The sequence below is a fragment of the Herminiimonas glaciei genome (genome assembly GCF_042664955.1).
GTDB classification, from domain to species: Bacteria; Pseudomonadota; Gammaproteobacteria; order Burkholderiales; family Burkholderiaceae_D; genus Oxalicibacterium; species Oxalicibacterium glaciei.
This window is the reverse complement of sequence record NZ_JBHTBU010000003.1, coordinates 336,597-362,535: the sequence shown is the minus strand read 5'-3', so window position 1 is coordinate 362,535 and position 25,939 is coordinate 336,597. Positions and strand designations below refer to the sequence as shown.

Below are 25,939 nucleotides of genomic sequence, written 5' to 3'. Positions count from 1 at the left end.
TTCTGCGACGGGAGCCGAACTATAGCAAAGCTTCTTTGAAGTTGGCAAGCGCTTTTGAGAAATTACTTTAAATCTTTTTTAAAAGCGCTTTTCCGGGAGGACTTCCCTATATATAGGGAAGCTTATTTTGCCTTGTGATAACTGGTGACCAGCTCTACTTCATTCTTCGATCCGAGGAAGACCGGTACGCGCTGGTGCAGCTTTTCCGGCTGGATATCGAGGATGCGCTGCTGACCATCCGTCGCTGCGCCGCCGGCCTGCTCGACGATGAAGGCCATAGGATTGGCTTCATACATCAGGCGCAGCTTGCCTGGCTTGTCCGGCTCACGCGCATCGGCCGGATACATGAAGATGCCGCCACGGTTCAGGATGCGATGTACATCCGCCACCATCGAGGCGATCCAGCGCATATTGAAGTCTTTCGCGCGCGGACCGGTGGTGCCGGCCAGCATTTCATCGACATAGCGCTTGACCGGCGGATGCCAGTGGCGCGCATTCGATGCATTAATGGCAAATTCCTTGGTGTCGGCCGGGATTTGCATGTCGCGCTGGGTCATGACCCAGGAACCCATTTCACGATCCAGCGTAAAGCACTGCACACCGTTACCGGTCGTCAGTACCAATACTGTCTGCGGACCATAGACCGCGTAACCGGCCACTACCTGCTTGCTGCCCGGTTGCAGAAAGTCGGCTTCGGTCGGCGCTTGCATGCCGTCAGCTGCTTTCAGCACCGAGAAAATGGTACCTATAGATACATTGACATCAATATTGCTGGAACCGTCGAGTGGATCGAACAGCAACAGGTATTCGCCCATAGGGTAGCGATTCGGGATCGGATGGATGGTTTCCATCTCTTCCGACGCCATGGCCGCCAGGTGGCCGCCCCATTCATTGGCTTCCAGCAAGATGTCATTGGAGATGATGTCCAGCTTCTTCTGCACTTCACCCTGGACGTTTTCGCTTTGCGCGGTACCCAGCACTTCGCCGAGCGCGCCCTTGCCGACCGCATGGCTGATCGTTTTGCAGGCACGGGCAACAACCTCGAGCAGCAAACGTAATTCTGCCGGGATGTTGTTGTGCAGACGCTGCTCTTCAATCAGGTATTGCGTGAGACTGATACGTTTCATGTGGTCCTTTTACTCTCTGGTTAATTCTGTAATTGCCGGTTCTGTCATGCCAAACCGGCAAGCTTTATATATAGCGCTCTATTATCGGTCAGTTGGCAGCCAGCGACTTGCCTACCACTTCGCGCGTGTCTTTCGACAGCTTGGCCGTATCCGCAACCTGCTGCAATGCGGCGCGCATTTTTTCCTGCAGGGCAGGTGCATATTTGCGCCAGCGATCCAGGCTGCGTGCCAGGCGGGCCGCGACTTGCGGGTTGATCGCATCGAGTGCGATCACTTGTTCCGCCCAGAATGCATAGCCGCTGCCATCTGCCGCATGGAAGCGCGATGGATTGCCATTGCAGAAGCTGAAGATCAGGCTGCGCGCCCGATTCGGATTCTTGATCGAGAATGCAGGATGCTTCATCAGGGTCTGCACTGCCGCCACATCCGTGGTGCGCGCCATCGCCTGCAGGCTGAACCATTTATCGATGACCAGCGGTTCCTGTTCGAAATCACTGTAGAACTTGGCCAGGGCTGCCGCACGTCCCGGCGCCTGGCTATTTGCCAAGGCTGCCAAAGCCGCCATTCTATCCGTCATATTGTTTGCCGAGTCGTATTGCGCTTGCGCCAAGGTATGCGCGTCGGCATCGTCGAGCTCCGCCAGATAGGACAGCGCGAGGTTTTTCAGTGCGCGCTTGCCGGACGAAGCGGCGTCCGGGCTGTATGGACCGTCGGTCTGGTTCGCCGCATAGACACGACTGAAATCTTGACGCAGGTCTTTTGCCAGCGACAGGCGCAGGAAACGACGCGCAGTATGGATGGCTTGCGGATCTATCACTTCCATTTGCTCGGCGATCACGGTTTCTGCCGGCAAGGTCAGCACGGTTTCACGGAAAGCCGGATCCAGCGCCACGTCATTCAGGCTGGCGCGCAGGCTGGCGCTCAACGCAACATCGACACTCAATGGGCTGTCGGCTTGCTGGGCTGCCTCTGTCAACGCCAGCAAACGACGTGTTGCCAGGCGTTGACCAGCTTCCCAACGATTGAAGGCATCGCTGTCATGCGCCATCAGGAACGCCAGGTCAGCGTCACTGTAGTCATAATCCAGCACCACCGGCGCGGAAAAATTACGCAACAGGGATGGCACCGGCTGTTCCGTCACATTCGTGAAGTGGAAGGTTTGCTGGGTCGCGGTCAATTCCAGCACCAGCGTGGTCGGCTGGTCGCTATGCCCTTTCAGGGACAAAGGCATATCCCGGCCTTTGCCATCCAGCAAACCAATTGCTACCGGAATATGGAAAGGCTGTTTCTTGGCCTGGCCCGGGGTTGGCGGGCAGGATTGTGCCAGTGTGATGTCGTAAGTCTGCTTGTCTGCGTCATAAGAAGTCGTGACCTTTACGCGTGGCGTACCGGCCTGGCTGTACCAGCGCTCGAATTGCGTCAGGTCACGGCCATTCGCATCCATCATCGCGGCGCGGAAGTCATCACACTCCACCGCACGGCCGTCATGACGCTCAAAATACAGGTCCATCCCTTTGCAGAAACCGTCGCGGCCCAGCAAGGTTTGATACATGCGCACGACTTCTGCGCCCTTCTCATAAATAGTGACCGTATAGAAGTTACTGATTTCAACGAAAGAATCAGGACGCACCGGATGCGCCATCGGACCAGCATCTTCCGGGAACTGCGCCTGGCGCAGTACACGCACGTCATCGATGCGCTTGACCGCACGACCGCTGTCGGTGCCTATCATGTCGGCGGAAAACTCCTGGTCGCGGAATACTGTCAGGCCTTCTTTCAGCGACAGCTGGAACCAGTCGCGGCAAGTCACGCGGTTGCCGGTCCAGTTGTGGAAGTACTCATGACCGACTACCGCTTCGATATTCGCGTAGTCGGTATCGGTAGCAATGCGTGGATTGGCCAGCACGAATTTGGTATTGAATATATTCAAACCCTTGTTTTCCATCGCGCCCATATTGAAGTCGCCAACCGCAACGATCATGAAGCGATCCAGGTCCAGTTCCAGGCCGTAGCGTTCTTCGTCCCAGTGGATACTGTTTACCAGCGAATCCATCGCGTGCTGGGTCTTGTCCAGATTGCCTTCTTCCACCCAGACCTGTAGCAGCGCTTCCCGTCCGGATTTGAGTTTTTCGGTCTGTTCCTGGCAAACCAATTGGCCGGCCACCAGCGCAAACAGGTAGGACGGTTTCTTGAACGGGTCTTCCCACAAGGCATAGTGACGGCCGTCACCAAGGTCGCCCTGTTCGATCAGGTTGCCATTCGACAGCAAGACCGGGTATTTCTTTTTATCGCCGCGCAACATGACGGTGTATTGCGCCATCACGTCCGGACGATCCGGGAAATAGGTGATTTTGCGGAAGCCTTCCGCTTCGCATTGCGTGAAGAAATTACCGTTGGAGACGTACAAACCCATCAATGAAGTATTTTTGTCCGGACGAATCAAAGTTTCGATTTCCAGCGTGATTTCTTCAGCCTTGGTTGGGATACGCAGCAAGCCATCCACCAGTTTGTAATCCCGCTTGGCCAGGTTTTTGCCGTTCAGGCGGATTTGCACCAGTTCCAGCTCTTCGCCATGCAGCACGATCGCTTGTTCCGCACTCGCCGGATTACGCGCGAGCGTCATGCGGGTTGCGACACGGGTCGCCGACGGATCGAGATCGAAACCCATCTCGACGGTACGAACCCAGTAGCTCGGTGGAGTGTAGTCTTTGCGATAAATCGCGGGAGAAGTGTCGGTGCGCATAGGAGTCGGTATAGGTGGGAGTAAAGCAAAATACCATTTTACCAATCATGGGATTGAAAATGGAATCTGCGTGTCTGAGTGTAAGCGCATGACGGCCGGGTCGTACGCCAATTTCAATTATGGATAACAATCCTTATCTGTATTGCGCATAAGAAGCATTGCCCGGTTACAAAATGTAACGGCTGTTTTGCCTATTATCGCTATGCTATACGTATCTGCTTAAGGAGAATAAAAATGAAACGCTGGTTATTGATGGGTATCGCATTGTCGAGCCTGCTGTTAAGTGGCTGTGCATCAGTCATCAGGACGGATGTGATTGCCTTCCATGAGTGGCCGGCGGATTTGCAGAATAAGACTTATGTATTCGAGCGCAAAGCTGGACAAGACAACAACCTGGAAGAGAAAAGCTACGAGAGCCTGGTCAAGAATGAGCTGACCCGCCTCGGCTTTACCGAAGCCGCCGCCCCTTCCGCAGCCAATCTTAAAGTCGCACTGAATTATAAAATCGATGCACGTGATGTTCGCACCGTGCAACCTTATGTCGTCGACCCATACTGGTACGGCCCTTACTACGGTCCGGGCTGGCGCTATGGCCCTTACTACGATCCATTCTGGTATCCAGGCCCGGTCACCCAGTATCGTGAAGTGCAGTATCAGGTCTTCCAGCGCCAGTTGAATGTCTTGATTACGACCATCAAGGATGGCAAGAAACTTTACGATGTCACCGTGCACAGCAGCGGCGGCAACGGTTCACTGGCGTTTGCGATGCCGTATATGGTGCGCGCCGCCTTCACCGATTTCCCCGGCAAGAATGGCGTACCTAGACGCATAGACCTGGAAATCAAGGAATAAAAGGTTACGGCTCAATAAAAAATGGCGACTTGATCAAGTCGCCATTTTTGTTTGTAGATACAAGTACTTAGGAGGTGTAATACGCCAGCGAGCCGAAGGTCAGCCCCACCACGATCAATACACCCAAGGCCAGCACAATCAATAAGCGGCCAAACTTTGGATTGCCATCCGCGCCGGTCGGTGGCTCTTCCGGATGCTGCATCGGATTGTTGTCTGATTCTTGCATTGCCAAATCCTTAAGGAAGCAAAATGGTAGAGCCGGTGGTTTTCCGGGATTCCAGGTCACGATGCGCTTGCGCGACATCCTTGAGTGCATAGCGCTGGTTAATGCCTATCTTGATCTTGCCGCTTTCGACCATGCCGAATAGTTCGGCCGCCATGGTTTCCAGGTCATCACGCTTGGCAATATAGTTAAACAGCGAAGGCCGTGTCACAAACAGTGAACCGCGCGACGCCAATTCATTCAGGCTGAATGGCGGCACCGGGCCGGATGCCCCACCGAAGCTGACCAGCATGCCGAGTGGCGCCAGGCAATCGAGGGAACCGGTAAAAGTATCTTTGCCGATCGAATCATAGACTACCGGCACACCCTTGCCGCCGGTGATTTCCTTGACACGTTCAACGAAATTTTCCTTGTTGTAGTTAATTGTATGAACGCAGCCGTGCGCTTTCGCCAGCTCCGCTTTCTCATCCGACCCGACCGTACCTATCATCGTCACGCCAAGCGCGCGTGCCCATTGGCAGGCGATCAGGCCGACGCCGCCCGCCGCTGCGTGGAACAGGATGGTTTCGCCACCCTGCAAACGGAAGGTACGACGGAATAAATACTGCACGGTCAAACCCTGCAACATCATCGCCGCCGCCGTTTCAAAACTGATTGCTTCCGGCAATTTGACCAGGACATCCGCCGGCAGCACACGCGCCTCAGCATACGCACCCGGCGGACGACCGGCATAAGCGACGCGGTCACCCGGCCTGATATGCGTGACGCCTGCACCCACCGCTTCCACCACGCCGGCACCTTCCATGCCGAGGCCGGCGGGCAATTGCTGCGGATAAGTCCCCATGCGGAAATACACATCGATGTAATTCAAACCGCAAGCATGCTGTCGGATCAGGGCTTCACCCGGCCCCGGTGCTGGCAGGTCGACCTCGACGTACTCCATGACTTCGGGACCACCGACGGAAGAAATTCTGATCGCTTTTGTCATGCGCAACTCGCTTTAAGGTTAAGTATGGATGATATTAAAACGTGCCGGGATAGCCGCCACCATCGAGCAGGATATTTTGCCCGTTGATGTAACCCGCATGTTCACTGCATAAGAATGCGCAAGTCGCACCAAATTCCTGGCGCGTACCAAAGCGCCTGGCCGGATTGGCGGCACGGCGTGCCGCACTGACTTCTTCCACCGTGCGACCGCTGGCTTCTGCCGCGGCGGAAAAGATTGCCGCCAGGCGATCCGTCTCGAACGGTCCCGGCAATAAATTATTGATCGTCACATTGCGTGCCACGGTCTTGCGCGCCAGGCCGGCGACGAATCCGGTCAGGCCGGAACGCGCGCCATTGGACAGACCCAGGCTGTCTATCGGAGCCTTGACTGCACTCGAGGTGATGTTGATGATGCGGCCGAAGCCACGCGCCATCATGCCATCGACGGTTGCCTTGATCAGTTCTATCGGCGTCAGCATATTGGCATCCAGCGCCGCGATCCAGTCGTCACGACTCCAGTCGCGAAAGTCACCGGTAGGCGGGCCACTCGCGTTGGTCACCAGTATGTCGGGCTGCGGGCATACTGCCAGCGCCTGTTCGCGCCCTTCGGCGGTCGTGATATCGCAAGCGACGATGGTGATCATGCTGTCCGACACCGCACGTATCTCGCTGGCACTGGCCTGCAAGACTTCCAGCTTGCGCGCGACCAGCGTGACATTCACACCTTCCGCCGCCAGCGCTTCCGCACAACCACGGCCCAGGCCGCGACTGGCACCACATACCAATGCTGATTTTCCCCGTATGCCTAAATCCATAGTTACACCCTAAACCCGCTTTTTAGATAAGAGATATATACCGCACAATACCAGCGCGGTGCCAGCCAGCTGTATGGCGGTAATCGGTTCATCGAGTATCAAGGCAGCCAGGAACAGAATCGAGACCGGCCCTATCATGCCCGCCTGCGATGCCGTGGCCGCACCTATGCGATCAACCGCTATCATGGTCAGGAATACCGGCATGACTGTACAGAAGAATCCATTGATCATCGACAAGCCATACACCGCCATCGGTTGCAGCAACATTGAAGCCGGCCGCAAAACAAAGAATTGCACGATACAGGCGACGCTGGAAACACACATCGCGTATGCCACCAGGCGCAGGGCACCAACGCGTTTCACCAATTCGCCCGAACCAAGCAGATAAATCGCGTAGGAAATTGCACTGCCCAATACCAGCAGGCTGCCGAGTGCGACATTGGAACCGCCGATGCGGGCGTCATGCACGAATACCAGCACCGTACCGAGATAGGAAATGCCCAGCGCCGCCCACTCCAGCAACGTGATTTTGCGCTTCATGACGAAGATGGAAATCAGTAGTACGAAAGATGGGGTCAAAAAGAGAATCAAACGTTCCAGCCCGACCGAAATATATTGCAGGCCGAGGAAGTCGAGGAAACTGGAAAGATAGTAGCCGAGCAAACCGAGGATGACGATCTGCCCTTTTTCCGAGCGTGTCAGCGGAACGGCGGTGCGTGCCTGCCACACGCCGATGGCGATAAAGAAAGGCAGCGAAAACATCATGCGGAAAGCAATCAGCGTGACGGCATCCACGCCATAGCGATAAATCAGCTTGGCCACAATTGCCTTGGTCGAAAACAAAATCGCGCCCAGCAGCGCGATCGTCAGACCAATCAGGAATTGCTTGCGTTCGGTGGATGCGGAATCTGCCATGCCATGATTGTAAAGGCTTAGCGAATTCCACGTGGTCGCCCCGCTAAAACGGCGCGACCCGGGACATTCCGGCTTAAAACAAATGACCGAGCTTGGCAGCCTTGGTGGTCAGGTAGCGTTCATTGAAAGGATTACGCGTAATGACCAGCGGTACACGTTCCACCACTTTGACGCCGAGTTGTTCCATCGCCTTGATCTTGCGCGGATTATTCGTCATCAGGCGCAGTGTCGAAATCTTCAGGTGGCGCAGCATGGGCTGGCACAGCTTGTAATTGCGCTGGTCCGGTTTGAAACCCAGGGCTTCATTCGCTTCCACCGTATCGGCACCGGCATCCTGCAACTGGTAGGCACGGATTTTATTGACGAGGCCGATACCACGTCCTTCCTGTCGCAGGTAAAACAAGGCTCCCCGTCCCTCTTCGGCAATTTTCTGCAAGGCGGCTTCCAGTTGCGGACCGCAGTCGCAACGCAGGCTGAACAAACCGTCGCCGGTCAGGCATTCGGAATGGATGCGTGCCAGTACCGGCTCGCCATCGGTGACATCGCCCAACGTAATGGCGACATGTTCCTTGCCGGTGGCAGGTTCAACAAAGGCGTGCAGGCGAAAGGTCGCCCACGGCGTCGGCAATTCGCACGAGGCAGCGTAATCCAGTTCAACTTCAGACGAAACCGCCGCTTCGATTGCGGCATTGGGGGTGAGACTTGTATTCATGAGTAAGGGATTCAATCAACCAGCAAATGCGGTAAATACCGACCATCGGCATTTACCGCATTAAATGCTCAGAAGACGAAGGATATCAGGCTGCGAGCAATTCGTTTATTGCATCGCTGGTTTTGGCTTGTGCTTTTTGCACGCCTTCCGCGCCCATCGCGATTCCTTCGCTCTGAATAAAGGTCACATCGGTCAGGCCGATAAAGCCCAGGACCGCACGCAAATAAGTGCTGGTGAAGTCCATGGCTTGCGCCGGACCTTCGCTGTAGACACCACCGCTGGCAGTAAATATATAGACTTTTTTACCAGTCAGCAGGCCAACCGGACCTTTCTCTGTATATTTGAAGGTCACGCCGGCACGTGCAACGTGGTCTATCCAGGCTTTCAGGCCCGATGTAATGGAGAAATTGTACATGGGAGCGCCGATGACGATCACGTCTGCATCAAACAGCTCTTGCACCAAGGTTTCCGACAGTTTGGCGATTTGCGCCTGCTCTGCCGTGCGGTTTTCCGCCGGTGTGAAGAAAGCACCCAGGGTTAGACCGTCGATATGCGGCAAAGGCTGGGCGGCGACGTCGCGTTCGACGACGACTGCATTTGGCTCCTTGGCTTTCCATTTGCTGATGAATTCGGCGGTTGCCTTGCGGGAAATCGAATCGCCGTTACGTACGCTGCTGTTAATGTTCAGGATCTTGGTCATGATAAAACTCGCTTTCTAGTCAGGTTAAGTCGTGAGCGCTCATATCCGGGCAGCTTTTCGACGTGTTTTTTGCCAAATCAGTGATGACTGATTTCTTGCAACCATCGTAGAACAGGATTAGCATCAAGAAAACCCACATTGTTTAACTGATTAGAATCGATATTTTCGATATGAGAGAACCCGGCCTCCCCACCCTGGACCAATTGCGCGTCTTTGTCGCAGTCATTGATTGCGGCAGTTTTTCCCGTGCCGCACGAGAACTGCATCGTACCCAGTCGGTAGTCAGTTACACCATCGCCAATCTGGAAGCACAGTTGAATGTAGAGCTGTTCGACCGTAGTAAGCGCAAACCAACCTTGACCGAAGCAGGTAGAGCCTTGTTGGCGGATGCACGTACCGTCGGCATGAAAGTGGATGCGATGCGGGCACGCGCCAAGACCCTGGCACAAGGGCTGGAAGCAGAAGTCTCGCTGGCGGTCGATGTGATGTTCCCGAATTGCCGCCTGGTACAGGCATTGAAAGCCTTTCAGCAGGAATTCCCGACGGTCGGCCTGCGCCTGCGTATTGAGGCGCTAGGTGCAGTGATGCACCTGGTCGGCGAACGCGTCTGCCAGATCGGCATTACCGGTCCGATGCTGGATTTCTCGGATACTTTCCAGCACCAGCAACTCGGGCATATCACGATGGTGCCGGTGGCCTCACCGGATCATCCATTGGGAAAAATGACAGGCATTATCCCGACAGAAGTGGCACGCGACCACATCCAACTGGTGTTAACGGACCGCAGTCAACTGACCGCCGGACAGAATTTCGGCGTGATTGCATTGCGTGACTGGCGCCTCGGCGACCTTGGCGCCAAGCATATGCTGCTGCTCAATGGATTGGGCTGGGGTTCAATGCCGGAAGAAATGATCCGGGCCGACCTGGAAAGCGGACGCCTCAAGCACCTGCAACTGGCGCACATGGTGAGTGGCCAGTATTCGCTGCATATGATTAACCGCGTCGATGAAGCGCCCGGCGTAGCCGGACGCTGGCTGATGCAGTACTTCGTCGATCATCCGCCCGAAGCAGAGCAATAAGGAATGACAAGATCGCGTCATTGCAGCGCTTGCCGTAATGACGACAGGTGCAAACGTTTTACTTTTTCTTCAGCAGTGAACCGAGCACGCCGCGGATGATTTCACGCCCCGCAGTAGACCCCATGGTGCGTACCGCGGATTTCAACATCGCTTCCACAACCGTATCACTGCGACGTCCGCCGGTTTTCTTGCCACCACTTGAGCCGCCGCCGAATATGCCACCCAGCATACCGCCCAGGCCGCCTTCGTCTTCCTCTTCCTTGGCCGCCGCTTCCTTGCCCTGTGTTGCCCGTTCCTTGAGCTTTTCGTAAGCGGATTCACGGTCTACCGCTTTCTCGTAGACACCTGCAACCACCGAAGAAGCGATCAGCGCAGTACGCTCAGCTTCCGTGATCGGACCGATTTGCGATGCCGGCGGCAATACGAAGCCACGCTCGACTATGGTCGGACGGCCTTTTTCATCGAGGAAGGACACCAGTGCTTCACCCACGCCCAGCTCGGTAATCACTTGCACCACATCGAGTGCCGGGTTCGGGCGGAAGGTTTGTGCCGCCGCCTGCACCGCTTTCTGATCGCGTGGCGTATAGGCACGCAAGGCATGTTGCACGCGATTGCCGAGCTGGCCGAGTACGGTATCCGGGATATCCAATGGATTTTGCGTGACGAAGTAAACGCCTACACCTTTGGAGCGGATCAGGCGCACCACTTGTTCTATCTTTTGCAGCAATGGCTTCGGTGCTTCGCTGAACAGCAAATGCGCTTCATCGAAGAAGAAAGCCAGCTTAGGCTTGTCCATATCGCCGACTTCGGGCAAATGTTCGAACAGTTCCGACAGCATCCACAGCAGGAAAGTCGAATACAGCAGCGGTGAATTCATCAATTTGTCGGCCGCCAGGATGTTGACCACACCTTTGCCCTTGGCATCGGTTTGCATCAAATCCTCGATGTTCAGCATGGGTTCGCCAAAGAATGTGTCACCACCCTGTTCATCAACGCTAATCAAACCACGCTGGATCGCACCTATGCTGGCACTGGAAATATTGCCGTATTCAGTCTGGAAGGTCGCCGCATTGTCGCCGACATATTGCAGCATCGCCCGCAAATCCTTGGTATCCAGCAGCAATAAGCCGTTATCGTCGGCGATCTTGAATACCAGTTGCAGCACGCCTTGCTGCGTGTCGTTCAGGTTCAGCATGCGCGCCAGCAACAGCGGTCCCAGATCGGAAATCGTGGCGCGTACCGGATGGCCTTTTTCGCCATACACATCCCAGAAAGTAACCGGCACGCCGGCCCACGCCGGTTGCTCCAGCCCCAGCATGTCAAAGCGTTCCTTGACCTTGCCGCTGGCCGTACCCGCCTTGGCGATGCCCGACAAATCACCCTTCACGTCCGCCATGAAAACCGGCACGCCTATATCCGACAAGGCCTGCGCCAGCGTCTGCAGGGTTACCGTCTTGCCGGTACCGGTTGCACCCGTGATGCAACCATGCCGATTGGCAAGCTCAGGCAGCAAACTTAATTCATGTTCTTTGTTTTTAGCAATCAGCAGAGGATTTGGCATGTTCTGGTCCAAAGGTGGGTGGGCTTGCAGCGGGGGCGATATGGTAAAATCCGCGCTTCATTATAGCTAACTCATCGGGAAAGATTCGTCATGGCAGGACATAGTAAATGGGCCAATATTCAGCATCGCAAGGGCCGTCAAGACGAAAGACGAGGCAAAATCTGGACCCGCCTGATCAAGGAGATCACGGTTGCGGCACGTATGGGCGGCGGCGATGTCGCTGCTAACCCGCGTTTACGCCTGGCAGTCGACAAGGCGGCCGATGCGAATATGCCGAAGGACAATGTCACGCGCGCCATCCAGCGCGGCAGCGGTGGGCTGGAAGGCGTCAACTACGAAGAAATCCGTTACGAAGGTTATGGCATCAACGGTGCCGCTGTGCTGGTCGACTGCATGACCGACAACCGCGTTCGCACGGTGGCTGAAGTACGCCATGCCTTTGCCAAATTCGGCGGCAATATGGGTGCCGAAGGTTCGGTTGCCTTCATGTTCAAGCACTGCGGCCAGTTTTTCTTTGCGCCCGGCACCGATGAAGACAAATTGATGGAAGCGGCATTGGAAGCCGGTGCGGATGACGTCACCACCGATGACGAAGGCGGCATCGAAGTAATTTGCCCGCCGCATGATTTTTCCGCCGTCAAGGATGCACTGGCAGCAGCCGGCTTCAAAGCCGAACTGGCCGAAGTCGTAATGAAACCGGCTACCGAAACCGTGTTCCAGGGCGATGACGCGATCAAGATGCAAAAATTGCTGGATGCATTGGAAAACCTCGACGATGTACAAGAGATTTATACCAACGCAGTGATCGAAGGCTAAGCCACATGTTGAAAAAAGCGGACCCACTCCGCTTTTTTTAATGAGGCGACGAATGTATAAGCAGTACCAAGGTAACCAGCGGCAGCGCAACACGGCGATGCCGCAATTTTAAAAAGTAATCACATGAAAATTCTGGTAGTCGGCTCAGGCGGCCGCGAACACGCACTGGCTTGGAAGTTGGCCCAATCCGAACGCATCCAAACCGTTTACGTCGCACCCGGCAACGGTGGTACCGCGCTGGATGACAGACTGAAGAATATTGCGATCACGGATCCGCAGGAACTCGCGCAATTTGCAGCAGACGAGCATATCGCGCTGACCGTCGTCGGCCCTGAAACCCCGCTGGCGGCCGGCATCGTGAATATTTTCCGCAACCAGGGTTTGAAAATCTTTGGCCCGACCAAAGAAGCCGCACAACTCGAAAGCTCGAAAGACTTTGCCAAGTCCTTCATGCAACGCCATGCGATCCCGACTGCGGAATACCAGACTTTTTCCGAAGTGAACGCGGCGCACGATTACATCAATCAAAAAGGTGCACCTATCGTCATCAAGGCCGATGGCCTGGCCGCCGGTAAAGGCGTGGTCGTCGCGATGTCGCTGGATGAAGCGCATCAGGCAGTCGACATGATGCTGTCCGATAACAAACTCGGCGATGCCGGCGCCCGTGTCGTGATTGAAGAATTCCTCGCCGGCGAAGAGGCCAGCTTCATCGTTATGGTCGATGGCAAAAACATTTTGCCGCTGGCCACCAGCCAGGATCACAAACGCCTGCAAGACAATGATGAAGGTCCAAACACTGGCGGCATGGGTGCCTACTCCCCTGCCCCTATCGTCACCCCGGCGCTGCATGCACGCGTGATGCGTGAAATCATCCAGCCGACCGTGCAAGGCATGGCCAAGGATGGCATTCCATTCTCCGGCTTCCTGTATGCGGGCCTGATGATCGACGACAAAGGCAATCCGAAAACCCTGGAATTCAACTGCCGCATGGGCGATCCGGAAACCCAACCTATCATGGCACGCCTGAAAACCGACCTGGTCGGCGTAATGGAACATGCAGTCAACGGCACGCTGGATACGATCGAACTGGAATGGGACCGTCGTACCGCGCTCGGCGTAGTGATGGCGGCCGCCGGTTATCCGGATGCACCACGCAAAGGCGATGTCATCAGCGGCATCCCGGCAGAAAACGCAGACAGCGTGACCTTCCACGCCGGTACCGCGCTGAACAACGACCAGTTGACCACAACCGGTGGCCGTGTCCTGTGCGTGGTCGGCCTCGGCGACAGCGTCAAGGTTGCGCAGAAACAGGCTTACCAGGTCCTCGACCAGATCCATTTCGATGGTGCCCAATTCCGCCGCGATATCGGCTGGCGCGCACTGAAGCGTTCCTGAAACTGAAGCAGTCCAAGCAAGGTCATTCCGGCGCAGGCTGGAATGACCTTGCTGCATTCAGGGCGGTGTATTCCGGCAAGCGCCGTGCACAAGGTACAATCCGCCCTAAACCTTTTTAGCCTTTATATAGTGACTCCATCCCTCCCTACACCCGCCGCCGTCAAAGAATACCTGCTGGGCCTGCAAGCGCGCATCGTCGCAGCGCTGGAATCTGTCGACGGCCAAGCCTTCGGTACCGATAGCTGGCAAAGGCCGGAAGGCGGTGGTGGCATTTCGCGCATTATCGAAAACGGCAATGTGTTCGAGCGTGGCGGGGTAGGCTTTTCGCATGTGATGGGCAAGAACCTGCCGCCATCAGCTGCAGCGAATCGCCCGGAACTCGCAGGACGTAATTGGGAAGCCATGGGCGTTTCGCTGGTACTGCATCCGCGCAATCCCTACGCACCGACCGTGCACATGAATGTGCGCTTCTTTACCGCGACTGCGGAAGGCCAGGAAGCCATCTGGTGGTTTGGCGGCGGCATGGACCTCACGCCTTATTACGGTTTTGAAGAAGATGCGCGGCATTTCCATCAAAGCTGCCGCGATGCCTTGCAGGCATTCGGTGACGATGTGCATCCGCGCTACAAGAAGTGGTGCGACGACTATTTTTACCTGAAGCACCGACAAGAGCCGCGCGGGATCGGCGGGATCTTCTTCGATGATTTGAATACGCCTGATTTTGCGCAGTGCTTTGCCCTGCAACAAAGCGTGGGCGACCATTTCATCGCCGCCTACCTGCCTATCCTGCAAAAGCGCATGGATACGCCCTATGGCGAACGCGAACGCGACTTCCAGACCTATCGCCGCGGACGCTATGTCGAATTCAACCTGGTGTTCGATCGAGGTACCTTATTTGGCCTGCAATCGGGCGGACGCACCGAATCTATCCTGATGTCGATGCCACCAGTGGTAACATGGCGCTACAATTGGCAACCGGAAGCAGGCAGCCCGGAAGCCAGGCTGTATTCCGACTTCCTGATTCACCGCGATTGGGTCTGAAGTGAAGACCACGGCCCTAGCCGCTACGCGTTGCGTAGCCATACTCGGCGGCAGCTTCGATCCGGTGCATAACGGCCATGTTGCCCTGGCGAATTATTTCGTCGATTTGCTGAAACCGGATGAATTGCGTGTCATTCCCGCCGGTAATCCGTGGCAAAAGCACGGTTTGCAGGCGTCAGGCAAAGACCGGGTGGCAATGGTGCGTAGCGCCTTCAGCGCACAAAAAACCGCGCTTTGTATCGATCAGCAAGAAATCCTGCGTGACAGCGCAACCTATACGATAGATACCCTGCGTGCATTGCGGGCGGAATTGGGGCCACAGGTTTCCATCATTTTCCTGATGGGCGCCGACCAATTGCAACACCTGAATACATGGCAGGAATGGCAACACATGTTTGACTATGCGCATATATGTGCTGCTTCGCGCCCGGGTTTTGCGATGGATGCCGCACACATACCGGCTGCAGTGGCGCAGGAATTCACGCAACGCGCCGCGACACCGGAACAAATACGCACTACCCCGCAAGGCCTGGCCTATCTTGCACCGAATTTGGCAGTCGATATTTCTGCCACTGGGATCCGCGCAGCATTGCAACGCGGTGAACGCCCGATTTCGCTGGTGCCTCCCGGGGTGCTAGACTATATTGAACAACATCACCTATATAAAAGCTAATGGACATCAAAAAACTGCAAGCCCTGGTAATCGACGCACTGGAAGACGTCAAAGCACAGGATATCAAGGTGTTCGATACCGTACACCTGACCAGCCTGTTTGACCGCATCGCCGTTGCATCCGGTACCTCCAACCGCCAAACCAAGGCGCTGGCAGCTTCGGTGCGCGACAAGGTCAAGGCCGCCGGCGGCAACATCGTCAGCATCGAAGGCGAAGACACCGGCGAATGGGTACTGGTCGATCTGGGCGATATGATCGTCCACATCATGCAACCGGCAATCCGCGCTTACTACCGCCTGGAAGAAATCTGGGGCGAAAAGGAAGTCAAATTCGGCGCCGCCAAACGTACATCGAAGCGCACTGCAGAAGATGACGAAGCACCGAAGAAAGCCGTCGGCCGCCACCTGAGCGCCAGCCAGACGACGCTGGATGATGACGAACCGAAAAAACCGGCACGTAAAACTGCAGCCGGCAAAACCACCGCAGCCAAAACTGCGGCGAAAAAGGCTCCAGCTAAAAAGGCGGTAGGCAAAACCATCAAGGTCAAGGCCACCAAAACTGCCGAAGCCTATAAAAAGGCACCAGCCAAGAAAGCGCCGGCAAAAAAGGTAGCGAGCAAAGCAGCCGCCAAAACTCGCGCACCGGCCAAGCCTAAAGCCAAAACAGCCGAGTAAGCGGACCCGCCTATGCAGCTCGTCATCGCTGCGGTTGGGCACAAGATGCCCGCCTGGATAGAAAGCGGCTTCGGCGAGTATGCGAAACGCATGCCCTCCGATTGCCGCGTTCACCTCAAAGAAATCAAACCGGTAGAACGCTCCGGCAGTAAAACCGCCGAGACGGCGATGGCACTCGAACGTGCCAAGATTGAAGCCGCACTGCCAAAAGGCGCACGTATCATTGCACTGGATGAACACGGCAAGGACCTGACTTCGGTGCAACTGGCGCAATTGCTGACGCAATGGCAGCAGGATGGCCGCGACGTTGCCTTTATCATCGGCGGTGCCGATGGCCTGGATGCCGAATTCAAGAAAAATGCCGACATGCTGATCCGCATTTCCAGCATGACGCTGCCGCACGGCATGGTGCGTGTGTTGCTGGCCGAGCAGTTATACCGGGCCTGGTCGATCACGCAAAACCATCCATATCACCGGGTGTAAGGCCGTATGAAACCCCTGCCTAAGAAAATCTACCTTGCATCCAAGAGTCCGCGCCGCCGCGAATTGTTGCGGCAAATGGGCATAGAGTTCGAATTGCTCTTGCTGCGCGACCAAACCCCGCGTGGCCCCGAAGTCAGCGAAATCGTCTTGCCGAATGAACGTGCCGAAGATTACGTGGCCCGTGTCACCCTGGAAAAAGCGGCCTTCGCGCAAAAAACCATGTGGTGGCGCAAGTTGCCGATGCGGCCGATACTTGCCGCCGATACCACGGTGGTGCTGGATGGTCGCATCCTTGGCAAACCTGCCGATGAAGCGGAAGCAATCGACATGCTACGCTCGCTGTCCGGGCGCACGCACCAGGTGTTGACGCATGTCGCGGTCCTGCTCGACGATAAAACCTTTCAATTGACACAGCGTTCCGACGTTGCGTTTGCCGCCTTGCCGGACCAGGTCATACGCGCTTACTGCGCGACCAGTGAGCCGTACGACAAGGCAGGCGGTTATGGCATCCAGGGCCAGGCCGCACTCTTCATTCAAGACATAGCCGGCAGTTATTCAGGCATTATGGGTCTGCCCATCTTTGAAACCGGAAAATTATTGGAACAGGCAGGGATCCACATTCTATGAGTGAAGATATTCTCGTCAACGTGACGCCGCAGGAAACCCGCGTCGCCCTGGTGTTGCAAGGTGCGGTGCAAGAGCTGCATGTCGAACGTACGCTGTCACGCGGCATGGCCGGCAATATTTACCTCGGCAAAGTCGTACGGGTACTACCCGGCATGCAATCCGCCTTTGTCGATATCGGCCTCGAACGTGCCGCCTTCCTGCATGTCGCCGATATCTGGGATGCGCGCTCGCATGAGGGGCCACCCAGCTCGCCGACGCCGATTGAACGCGTACTGTACGACGGCCAGGCCGTCACGGTACAAGTCATCAAGGACCCGATAGGCACCAAGGGTGCGCGCCTGTCGACACAGATTTCGATTGCCGGTCGCATGCTGGTCTACCTGCCGCAGGAATCGCACATCGGCATTTCGCAACGCATAGAAAACGAAGTCGAACGCGAAATCCTGCGCGAAAAAGTACAGAAGCTGATCCTGCCGGAAGAAAAAGGCGGCTTCATCATCCGTACCATGGCGGAAGATGCATCGGACGGTGACCTGCAGGCTGACGTAGAGTACCTGCGCAAAACCTGGGCGAATATCACCCAGCAGGCAAAAACCAAACCCGCTCCTACCCTGCTGTACCAGGATCTTGATCTGGCACAGCGCGTGATGCGCGACTTCGTCAATGATGAAACCGCCAGCATCCAGGTCGACTCGCGCGAAAACTATCAAAAGCTGCTGCAGTTCGGTGAACTCTATACACCGTCGGTATTATCAAAACTCGCGCACTATCCGGGCGAACGTCCACTCTTCGATTTGTATGGTGTGGAAGAAGAAATCCAGCGCGCACTCGGTCGGCGTGTCGATTTGAAATCCGGTGGTTACCTGATCGTCGACCAGACCGAAGCGATGACGACCATCGATGTGAATACCGGCAGCTTCGTCAACGGTCGTAATTTCGACGATACAATTTTCAAAACCAATCTGGAAGCGTCACACGCGATCGCACGCCAGCTGCGCCTGCGTAACCTCGGTGGCATCATGATCCTCGATTTCATCGATATGGAAAATCCTGAGCACAAGAGCGCGGTGCTGAATGAATTGAACCGCGCCCTCTCGCGTGACCGGACCAAGGTATCGGTTTCCGGATTTTCCGCGCTGGGCCTGGTCGAAATGACACGCAAGCGTACGCGTGAATCACTCGCACATATATTGTGCGAACCCTGCCCGGCATGCAGCGGCAAGGGGCAGGTAAAAACCGCACGCACCATTTGCTATGAAATCCTGCGCGAACTGACGCGTGAAGCGAAACAGTTCAACCCGCGTGAATTCCGTATCCTGGCTTCGCAAGTCGTAATCGATATGTTCCTCGAAGAAGAATCACAGCATCTTGCTATGCTGGGCGACTTCCTCGGCAAGCCGATTTCATTGCAAGTGGAAACCGTGTACCACCAGGAACAGTACGACGTTATCCTGATGTAACCCCCTTTAGTTTACGGGCATAAAAAAACGGAGTCATGCATGACTCCGTTTTTATTTGTATTGACCGACGCTTTATTCTTTCCAGTAGTCTGCAATCCATGGTGCCTTACGCACAAAGCGCAGGGCACGGTTGCGTCGACCTTCCAGTGCATCCGGCGGATTCACTTCCCCATGGAAGATCACGATCTTGGTTCCGTCGGGCACAAAAGGCTCGCGCCAGTAATTGGTCGGCCATGCCGGGATGCAATGGTATTTATAGCTGCAGCACCACGAAGCAGGCCAATAACTCAGCTTGCCCTGCTTGTGCAATACATCCGACAGGAAAGCCTGCTCATTGCGAAAGGCACTGCGTGCATCCGCCTGCGTGGTACGGAATTGTTCCAACACATCAGCATGTGCGCCCAGCTTGAAACGATAGACTGATGAATTACCAGTCACGCGCCAAGGTCGCTTCCAGTCATGGATGATCAGGAACTCGCCCGGCTGTTCAAAGAAGGCATCGATTTTGTCAGTGATCACAACGTCGACATCGAGGAATAAGGCGGTGCCGGTCAAGCCGTGCAGGTCGGCCTCAAAGGTCGTCAATTTCTTCCAGCCACGTTCCGGCAAACCATCCGGCAGTTTCAAATCCGGAATAGGGAAACACTCGACTTCAGACCGAATCCCGCTGCCGTCATCGGTCAGGCAAACGAAACGGAAATCACCCGTCAGGTTGCGACGTACCATCGCATACAGGCGATTCACATATTCAGGACCGTACTTGGTACCCCACTTCATGCACAGGATGACGCGCTCATCACCCGCTGCTGCATTGCCGATATTGGCCTTCTCTGTCATACGTTTTCTCCAGCGTACTGCATTAGGAATTCCATTCAAACTAAACGGACTTTATTCCGTCCGGTGTCTTAGTCAGTTTATTTGCCTTGGTATAAGCACGGATTGCATCATTTTTTCTCCACGCTTCTTCCGACACATACCCGCGCGCATGATCAAGGTGTACGCAGATTGCGCTATACCGGATCTGCTTGGACGACAGACCCATATTCATCAGGCGCTCGCCCAACTCACGATCTTCGCCACCATACTGCATTTCTTCATTAAAACCATTGCTGGCCAACAGATCGGCTTTCCAGCCGGATGCATTTGCACCGTTCCAGGTCGCCTTCGTCGGCGTCAGCGCGTTAAGGAGTTTTGCCCCGAAACCTTTTGCAGTCAGTTTCAGGCTCTTGATATTCGATTTGAATCCACGCGCCTTCAGCCATTCCAGGTCAAAGCAATTTTGCTGCAGGATATCTTCTTTTGTAATCGCCTGCGAAATATCCATGGGCAATTTAAAGTACCCACCAGACAAGAAGTAGCCTGGTTCACGGTATTGGATATGCGTCGCAACGAAATCCTTACGCGGTACGCAATCACCATCGGTAAAGATCAGATAGTCAGAACGTGCAGCCAATATCGCCTTGTTCAAAATCTTCGTCTTTTGAAATCCATCATCCGGATGCCAGACGTGCACGATAGGAATCGCAATCAAAGCCTTCAACTCTTCGATACGCTGGCGCGTCTCGTCCCTTGAACCGTCATCGGCGATGACGATCTCAAAATCGGTATAAGTCTGGGCGCTATAACCCCACAGTACCTTTTCCAGCCATTCAACGGCATTGTAAGTACTTAAAATGACGGATGCGTTCATCTACGTATGGGCAATAGGTTTAGCAACAGGGGCCGGCCGGCCTCTGAAGCCAGGCCGGACAACATTTTAAAATACATCCTTGGCAAATTGCAGGTGATACAGATTCGCGTACACGCCATTCTTGGCCAGCAACTCCTGATGCGAACCTAGTTCAACAATATGGCCTTCGGCCAATACTGCAATACGGTCCGCGCGCTCAATGGTCGACAGGCGATGCGCAATCACCAATGTGGTACGACCTTTCATCAATTCATCGAGGGCGGCCTGCACCGCACGCTCGGATTCCGAGTCCAGTGCCGAAGTCGCTTCATCCAGGATCAGGATAGGCGCATCCTTGTATATCGCACGTGCGATCGCCAGGCGCTGACGCTGCCCGCCGGACAGGCGCGAGCCATTATCGCCTATCATTGTTTCCAGGCCTTGCGGCAAGCCGGCGATCACTTCATCCAGATGCGCAGCATGTGCCGCAGACAGGATGCGCGCCCGGTCCGGATTGGCATCGCCATAAGCGATATTCGCCGCAATCGTGTCATCAAACAAAACCACATGCTGGCTCACCATCGCGATTTGCTTGCGCAAACTGCTCAACGAAATTTCTTCTATCGACACGCCATCCAGCTGGATTTCACCCGCAGTGGCGGAATAAAAGCCCGGCACCAAATTAACAAGTGTTGACTTACCTCCACCTGACATGCCGACGAAAGCGATGGTCTCGCCCGGCTGCACGCTCAGATTTATGTCCTGCAAAGCCATGGTTTGCTGGCCGGGATAAGCAAAGCCCAACTGCACGAAGTCGAGCCGACCCGCTGCACGTGCAGCCAGGTCCTTACCGTTAGTACGCTCAGGTTCCGCATCTATCAGTTTGAACACCGCTTCCGCCGCAGTCAGGCCACGTTGCAAGGGGCCGTTCACTTCGGCGATACTCTTCAAAGGGGCCAGCAACATCAGCATCGCAGTAATAAAGGATACGAAGCCGCCTACCGTCGTCTGGTTTTGCCCTGACTGGATCAAGGCAATCACAATCACAATTGCCACAGCAGTGGAAGCCATGACCTGGGTCACCGGTGTCGTTGCCGCCATCGCAGTGGCCATGCGCATCGTGTAGCCACGCAATTTATCAGCACGTAGCTCGAATCGCTCTTCCTCATACCGATGACCACCAAAAATCTTGATGACTTGATTAGCCCGCGTGGTTTCTTCTATGACTTGCGTCATCTCGCCATTGACCGTCTGGTACTCACGCGTCAACCTGCGCAAGCGCCGCCCCGTGGCCCGTACCACGATGGCGATCAGCGGCAACAATATCAGGGCAACCAGGGTTAAGCGCCAGTTCAACCAAAACAGGAAAGACAAGAGGACGATCACAGTCAGTGAATCGCGAATGATGGAGGTATACACCTTGGTGATCATTTCCACGATTTGCTGGACTTCAAACATCATTGAATTGATGACCCGACCAACTGAATGCGTCGCATAAAAGCCCAAAGGTACATCCAGCATGCGTTCGAACATCTGCTTCCGCAATGCAGTGAGCAGACGCGACGAAACCCAGGTCATCATGTAAGTCGTCGTAAATGTAGAGATACCCCGCAATACAAAAATACCGACTATCGCAATCGGCACCAGCCAAAGCGAGAATGTCGGTTTTCCGCCAAACCCCTTATCCAGCAGTACGCGCATGACCGCAGGGAACATGGGTTCCGTCAGCGCGGTCATGATCATCCCTAAAAAGGCAATTGCCAGTCGCTTCTTGTACGGCCCCAACATCCCGTACAAACGTTTCAAGTGTGGAGAAATAATCATTTCATTTCTCCAGGCCTGGATGCAGGGGAATGGATAGAAAAATCAGTCATAGGCGATCTGTACATTTTTGTCCGAATATAAATCGATTAGTTTTTGTTTTATGTTGTCGTCCGGATTGATACGCCATTGCTCGGCAAAGCATAATTCCGATACACCCTTGGGATTCTGGTACTGGATCACGACCGGACTGCCATCCGCGCGTGCCGCCGGTTGCAGTGTCGCTTTCAGTACATTGATATCAGTCGATGCCGGCAGTGACAGGCGTACGCAATTTGCATACTGTATGCGCACCCCAGCGATATCCATGACCTTCTCGGCGCTGATGCGCAAGCCGCCGGAGAAGCGGTCTTCCGATACCTTCCCGGTCACTGCAAGGAATTCATCTTCCTTGAACATATGGCGGTTGGCGTCATACAACTCGTTATAGACCGTCACATCCACCGTGGCACTGCCATCATCCAGCGTCACAATCGTAATACGGCCACGCTGTGTCATTTGCGTACGCAAACCGGAAATCACACCGGCAATCGTGCGTGGTTCGCGCGACGGCTCGATGCTGCTCAGCTTGGCGCGTGCAAAGCGTCGCGCCTCATCCGCATAGGCATTGAATAAATGACCGGATAGATAAAAGCCGAGTGCGCCTTTTTCTTCAGTCAATCTTTGTTTATCACTCCACGGCGCTACTTTCACGTATTCCGGTGGTGTTTCCAGATCGCTGTCATCACCGCCGAACAGGCTGACCTGATTCGCAGCCGCTTCCGCCTGCTCCGCGCATTCCATCGCGAAAGCAACCGATGCCAACAGGATCGCGCGATCCACATTGAAGCAGTCGAAGGCACCGGCACGGATCAAGGAATCTATCGTCCGACGATTGATCTGGCGTTTATCGACCCGCTTGGTGAAGTCGAACAAATCGGTGAAAGGCCTTTCCTTGCGCGCTTCAATCACGGCATCGATAGCACCTTTACCGGAACCTTTGACCGCACCCAAACCGTAACGTATTTGCGTCGCTTTCTTGCCCGGTACACCGACCGGCGTGAAACGATAATCGGATTGATTGATATCCGGCGGCAATAAGGTCAGCCCGCATATATCGATTGCGTCTTCAACCAGGATTTTGATCTTGTCGGTATCATCCATCGCCAGCGACAAGTTGGCTGCCATGAACGCGGCGGGGTGATGTGCCTTCAGGTAGGCGGTGTGATACGACAGCAAGGCGTATGCGGCGGCATGCGATTTGTTGAAGCCGTAGCCGGCGAACTTTTCCATCAAATCGAAGATTTCATCGGCTTTTTCAGCAGACAAATCATTCTTTGACGCACCGGCACGGAACAACTCACGATGCTCGGCCATCTCTTCGGCTTTTTTCTTACCCATCGCACGACGCAGCAAGTCAGCGCCGCCCAGCGAGTAGCCGCCGATGACCTGCGCCATCTGCATAACCTGTTCCTGATACACCATGATGCCGTAGGTTTCGGACAGGATGGATTCGGTACGCGGATCAGGGTATTCGAAACGTTCACCATGCTTGCGTCGGCAGAAATCCGGGATCAGGTCCATCGGACCCGGACGGTACAAAGCCACCAGCGCAATAATGTCTTCAAAGCGATCCGGCCGCGCATCCTTGAGCATGCCTTGCATGCCGCGGCTTTCCAGCTGGAACACAGCGACGGTTTTCGCCTTGGTCAGTAACTCATATGAAGGCCGGTCATTGAGCGGCAGCTTCTCCAGCGCAAAATCCGCCATCGCCGGATCGAGGTCCTTGATGTAGCGCACCGCACGATCGAGGATAGTCAGCGTGGTCAAACCCAAAAAGTCGAACTTCACCAGGCCGACCGCCTCCACGTCATCCTTATCGTATTGCGAGACCACGCCGGCATCGCCACCCTGCGTATAGAGCGGGCAGAAATCGGTCAGCTTGCCGGGTGCAATCAATACGCCACCGGCATGCATACCGATGTTACGGGCGATACCTTCCACCTGTTGCGCCAGGTCCAGCAACTGCTTGACCTCTTCTTCATTTTCCAGGCGTTCTGCCAGCAACGGTTCTTCCTTGATCGCATCGGAAATCGTGACCAGCTTGCCGGGCTTGAAAGGAATCAGCTTGGAAATGCCATCGCAAAAGTTATAACCAAAATCCAGCACACGACCAACGTCACGCACCGCGCCTTTGGCGGCCATGGTACCGAAGGTCGCAATCTGCGATACCGCATCCTTGCCGTACTGATCTTTCACGTACTGGATGACGCGATCGCGCCCTTCCTGGCAAAAGTCGATATCGAAATCGGGCATCGAAACCCGCTCAGGATTCAGGAAGCGTTCGAACAGCAAGTTGTATTGCAAGGGATCAAGATCGGTAATCAGCAATGAATACGCAACCAGCGAACCGGCACCGGAACCCCGGCCCGGCCCGACCGGCACGCCGTTATTCTTCGCCCATTTGATAAAGTCGGCCACGATCAGGAAGTAACCGGGGAAACCCATTTTGATAATGGTGTCGGTCTCGAACTTCAGCCGCGCCTGGTAACGCTCCCGGTGCTTTTCACGAACGGCAGGGTCCGGATACAAATGCTCCATGCGCTGATCCAGCCCGCGCTGCGCTTCCTTGACCAGGAATTCATCTATCGATGAGCCGTCCGGTGTCGGGAAATTAGGCAGTTTAGGTTTGCCAAGCTCCAGTACCAGGTTGCAGCGTTTGGCAATTTCGACCGAGTTTTGCAGGGCGTTCGGCATGTCGGCGAAGAGTTCCGCCATTTCTGCCTGCGTTTTGAAACGCTGCTGCTCATTAAAGCGTTTGATGCGGCGTGGATTCGCGAGGATCTCACCTTCGGAAATACAGGTGCGCGCTTCATGTGCGGTAAATTCTTCCAGCCCCAGGAATTGCACCGGATGGGTCGCAACCAGTGGCAGGTTCAGTTTGGCAGCCAGCACCGAAGCCTGGCGCACATGGCCATCCATATTCGGCTGGCCGGCGCGCTGTACCTCGATATAAAAATGACCGGGAAATAATTCCGCCCAGCGCTGGGCGCAACGCTCGGCTGCGCCCAGGTTACCGTTATCGATGGCGATCCCGACATCGCCAAAATGCGCGCCGGACAAGACGATCAAACCATTCTTGCCGTCCGCCGCGACTTCTTCCAGCCACTCGGGGCGGATTTCGGCGCGACCGCGGTGCAAATTGGTCAGCCAGGCTTTCGACAACAATTCGCACAGTTGCAGGTAACCATCCTTGTTCTTAACCAATAGCAACAGGCGCGACGGCTTGTCGCGGTCATTGTCATTACTGATCCAGACATCACAGCCGACGATGGGCTTGATACCGTTGGAACGGGCTTCTTTGTAGAATTTGACCATGCCGAACAGGTTGGCCAGGTCGGAAATCGCGAGCGCCGGCTGCATATCGGCGGCGGCGGCCTGGATCACATCATCGATGCGGATCAGGCCGTCAACGATCGAATATTCGGAATGGAGGCGGAGATGAATAAATTGCGGAGAAATCATGGCCGTATTCTACCGCGACCACCCCCTTGATCAGACATTTCATCATTCCCAAAGCGGAAGTT

Annotated in this window: 23 protein-coding genes; 10 read left to right on the top strand and 13 right to left on the bottom strand. The window is 55.1% G+C overall.

Annotated elements, in window-relative coordinates:
• Window positions 1-122: 122 nt before the first annotated feature.
• Complete coding sequence (locus ACFQPC_RS18205) at window positions 123-1,127, bottom strand: class 1 fructose-bisphosphatase (RefSeq protein WP_382273290.1); 1,005 nt, start codon at window positions 1,125-1,127, stop codon at window positions 123-125.
• Between the two features lie 88 nt (window positions 1,128-1,215).
• Window positions 1,216-3,870: an aminopeptidase N gene (gene pepN / locus ACFQPC_RS18200; RefSeq protein ID WP_382273288.1), complete on the bottom strand. Its 2,655-nt coding sequence runs from the start codon at window positions 3,868-3,870 to the stop codon at window positions 1,216-1,218.
• Window positions 3,871-4,104: 234 nt separating this feature from the next.
• Here pepN and ACFQPC_RS18195 point away from each other — a divergent pair, with 234 nt between their 5' ends.
• The gene (locus ACFQPC_RS18195; protein ID WP_382273286.1) at window positions 4,105-4,722 is read left to right on the top strand and encodes a DUF4136 domain-containing protein; all 618 of its coding nucleotides are present in this window, start codon (window positions 4,105-4,107) and stop codon (window positions 4,720-4,722) included.
• Between the two features lie 67 nt (window positions 4,723-4,789).
• On the opposite strand, the gene ACFQPC_RS18190 is transcribed toward ACFQPC_RS18195, so the two are convergent.
• The 6 genes from ACFQPC_RS18190 to ACFQPC_RS18165 all read right to left on the bottom strand — a co-directional run bounded on the left by ACFQPC_RS18190 (window position 4,790) and on the right by ACFQPC_RS18165 (window position 9,074).
• Window positions 4,790-4,948, bottom strand: coding sequence for a hypothetical protein (locus ACFQPC_RS18190; RefSeq protein WP_382273284.1), 159 nt, complete (start codon window positions 4,946-4,948; stop codon window positions 4,790-4,792).
• Between the two features lie 10 nt (window positions 4,949-4,958).
• Window positions 4,959-5,933: a quinone oxidoreductase family protein gene (locus ACFQPC_RS18185; RefSeq protein ID WP_382273282.1), complete on the bottom strand. Its 975-nt coding sequence runs from the start codon at window positions 5,931-5,933 to the stop codon at window positions 4,959-4,961.
• Window positions 5,934-5,967: 34 nt separating this feature from the next.
• Entirely contained in the window at window positions 5,968-6,747 is a 780-nt protein-coding gene (locus ACFQPC_RS18180; RefSeq protein WP_382273280.1) for an SDR family oxidoreductase, read from the bottom strand.
• 9 nt (window positions 6,748-6,756) lie between these two features.
• Window positions 6,757-7,662 (bottom strand): DMT family transporter, encoded by a 906-nt coding sequence (locus ACFQPC_RS18175; RefSeq protein ID WP_382273278.1) that lies wholly within the window; start codon window positions 7,660-7,662, stop codon window positions 6,757-6,759.
• 73 nt (window positions 7,663-7,735) lie between these two features.
• Complete coding sequence (gene ribA, locus ACFQPC_RS18170; RefSeq protein ID WP_012078412.1) at window positions 7,736-8,374, bottom strand: GTP cyclohydrolase II; 639 nt, start codon at window positions 8,372-8,374, stop codon at window positions 7,736-7,738.
• 85 nt (window positions 8,375-8,459) lie between these two features.
• Window positions 8,460-9,074, bottom strand: coding sequence for an FMN-dependent NADH-azoreductase (locus tag ACFQPC_RS18165; protein WP_382273276.1), 615 nt, complete (start codon window positions 9,072-9,074; stop codon window positions 8,460-8,462).
• 170 nt (window positions 9,075-9,244) lie between these two features.
• Here ACFQPC_RS18165 and ACFQPC_RS18160 point away from each other — a divergent pair, with 170 nt between their 5' ends.
• Window positions 9,245-10,153 (top strand): LysR family transcriptional regulator, encoded by a 909-nt coding sequence (locus tag ACFQPC_RS18160; protein WP_382273274.1) that lies wholly within the window; start codon window positions 9,245-9,247, stop codon window positions 10,151-10,153.
• Between the two features lie 58 nt (window positions 10,154-10,211).
• Here the strand turns inward: ACFQPC_RS18160 and ACFQPC_RS18155 are convergent, their stop codons facing one another.
• On the bottom strand, window positions 10,212-11,714 hold the full coding sequence (locus ACFQPC_RS18155; protein ID WP_382273272.1) for a helicase HerA-like C-terminal domain-containing protein: 1,503 nt from the start codon (window positions 11,712-11,714) through the stop codon (window positions 10,212-10,214).
• Window positions 11,715-11,804: 90 nt separating this feature from the next.
• Here ACFQPC_RS18155 and ACFQPC_RS18150 point away from each other — a divergent pair, with 90 nt between their 5' ends.
• The 8 genes from ACFQPC_RS18150 to rng all read left to right on the top strand — a co-directional run bounded on the left by ACFQPC_RS18150 (window position 11,805) and on the right by rng (window position 18,883).
• Window positions 11,805-12,530 (top strand): YebC/PmpR family DNA-binding transcriptional regulator, encoded by a 726-nt coding sequence (locus ACFQPC_RS18150; protein WP_382273270.1) that lies wholly within the window; start codon window positions 11,805-11,807, stop codon window positions 12,528-12,530.
• 123 nt (window positions 12,531-12,653) lie between these two features.
• Complete coding sequence (purD, locus tag ACFQPC_RS18145) at window positions 12,654-13,925, top strand: phosphoribosylamine--glycine ligase (RefSeq protein WP_382273268.1); 1,272 nt, start codon at window positions 12,654-12,656, stop codon at window positions 13,923-13,925.
• A gap of 42 nt (window positions 13,926-13,967) precedes the next feature.
• Complete coding sequence (gene hemF / locus ACFQPC_RS18140; RefSeq protein ID WP_382273267.1) at window positions 13,968-14,966, top strand: oxygen-dependent coproporphyrinogen oxidase; 999 nt, start codon at window positions 13,968-13,970, stop codon at window positions 14,964-14,966.
• Between the two features lies 1 nt (window position 14,967).
• Complete coding sequence (locus tag ACFQPC_RS18135) at window positions 14,968-15,639, top strand: nicotinate-nucleotide adenylyltransferase (protein ID WP_382273265.1); 672 nt, start codon at window positions 14,968-14,970, stop codon at window positions 15,637-15,639.
• On the top strand, window positions 15,639-16,313 hold the full coding sequence (gene rsfS / locus ACFQPC_RS18130) for a ribosome silencing factor (RefSeq protein ID WP_382273263.1): 675 nt from the start codon (window positions 15,639-15,641) through the stop codon (window positions 16,311-16,313). Before ACFQPC_RS18135 ends, rsfS begins: the two co-directional genes overlap by 1 nt.
• 12 nt (window positions 16,314-16,325) lie before the next feature.
• On the top strand, window positions 16,326-16,796 hold the full coding sequence (gene rlmH / locus ACFQPC_RS18125) for a 23S rRNA (pseudouridine(1915)-N(3))-methyltransferase RlmH (protein ID WP_382273261.1): 471 nt from the start codon (window positions 16,326-16,328) through the stop codon (window positions 16,794-16,796).
• A 6-nt stretch (window positions 16,797-16,802) separates the two neighbouring features.
• Window positions 16,803-17,423 carry a Maf family protein gene (locus ACFQPC_RS18120; protein ID WP_382273259.1) on the top strand — a complete coding sequence of 207 codons (621 nt, stop codon included), beginning with the start codon at window positions 16,803-16,805 and terminating at the stop codon, window positions 17,421-17,423.
• Window positions 17,420-18,883 carry a ribonuclease G gene (gene rng / locus ACFQPC_RS18115; protein ID WP_012078401.1) on the top strand — a complete coding sequence of 488 codons (1,464 nt, stop codon included), beginning with the start codon at window positions 17,420-17,422 and terminating at the stop codon, window positions 18,881-18,883. Before ACFQPC_RS18120 ends, rng begins: the two co-directional genes overlap by 4 nt.
• Window positions 18,884-18,955: 72 nt before the next feature.
• Here rng and ACFQPC_RS18110 read toward each other — a convergent pair whose 3' ends face one another.
• The 4 genes from ACFQPC_RS18110 to dnaE all read right to left on the bottom strand — a co-directional run bounded on the left by ACFQPC_RS18110 (window position 18,956) and on the right by dnaE (window position 25,877).
• A complete protein-coding gene (locus tag ACFQPC_RS18110) occupies window positions 18,956-19,720 on the bottom strand; it encodes a glycosyltransferase (protein ID WP_382273257.1) in 765 nt (254 codons plus the stop codon).
• Window positions 19,721-19,760: 40 nt separating this feature from the next.
• Window positions 19,761-20,573 carry a glycosyltransferase family 2 protein gene (locus tag ACFQPC_RS18105; RefSeq protein WP_382273256.1) on the bottom strand — a complete coding sequence of 271 codons (813 nt, stop codon included), beginning with the start codon at window positions 20,571-20,573 and terminating at the stop codon, window positions 19,761-19,763.
• A 66-nt stretch (window positions 20,574-20,639) separates the two neighbouring features.
• Window positions 20,640-22,376, bottom strand: coding sequence for a lipid A export permease/ATP-binding protein MsbA (gene msbA, locus ACFQPC_RS18100; protein WP_382273254.1), 1,737 nt, complete (start codon window positions 22,374-22,376; stop codon window positions 20,640-20,642).
• Between the two features lie 42 nt (window positions 22,377-22,418).
• Window positions 22,419-25,877 carry a DNA polymerase III subunit alpha gene (gene dnaE / locus ACFQPC_RS18095; RefSeq protein ID WP_382273253.1) on the bottom strand — a complete coding sequence of 1,153 codons (3,459 nt, stop codon included), beginning with the start codon at window positions 25,875-25,877 and terminating at the stop codon, window positions 22,419-22,421.
• Window positions 25,878-25,939: the final 62 nt, after the last annotated feature.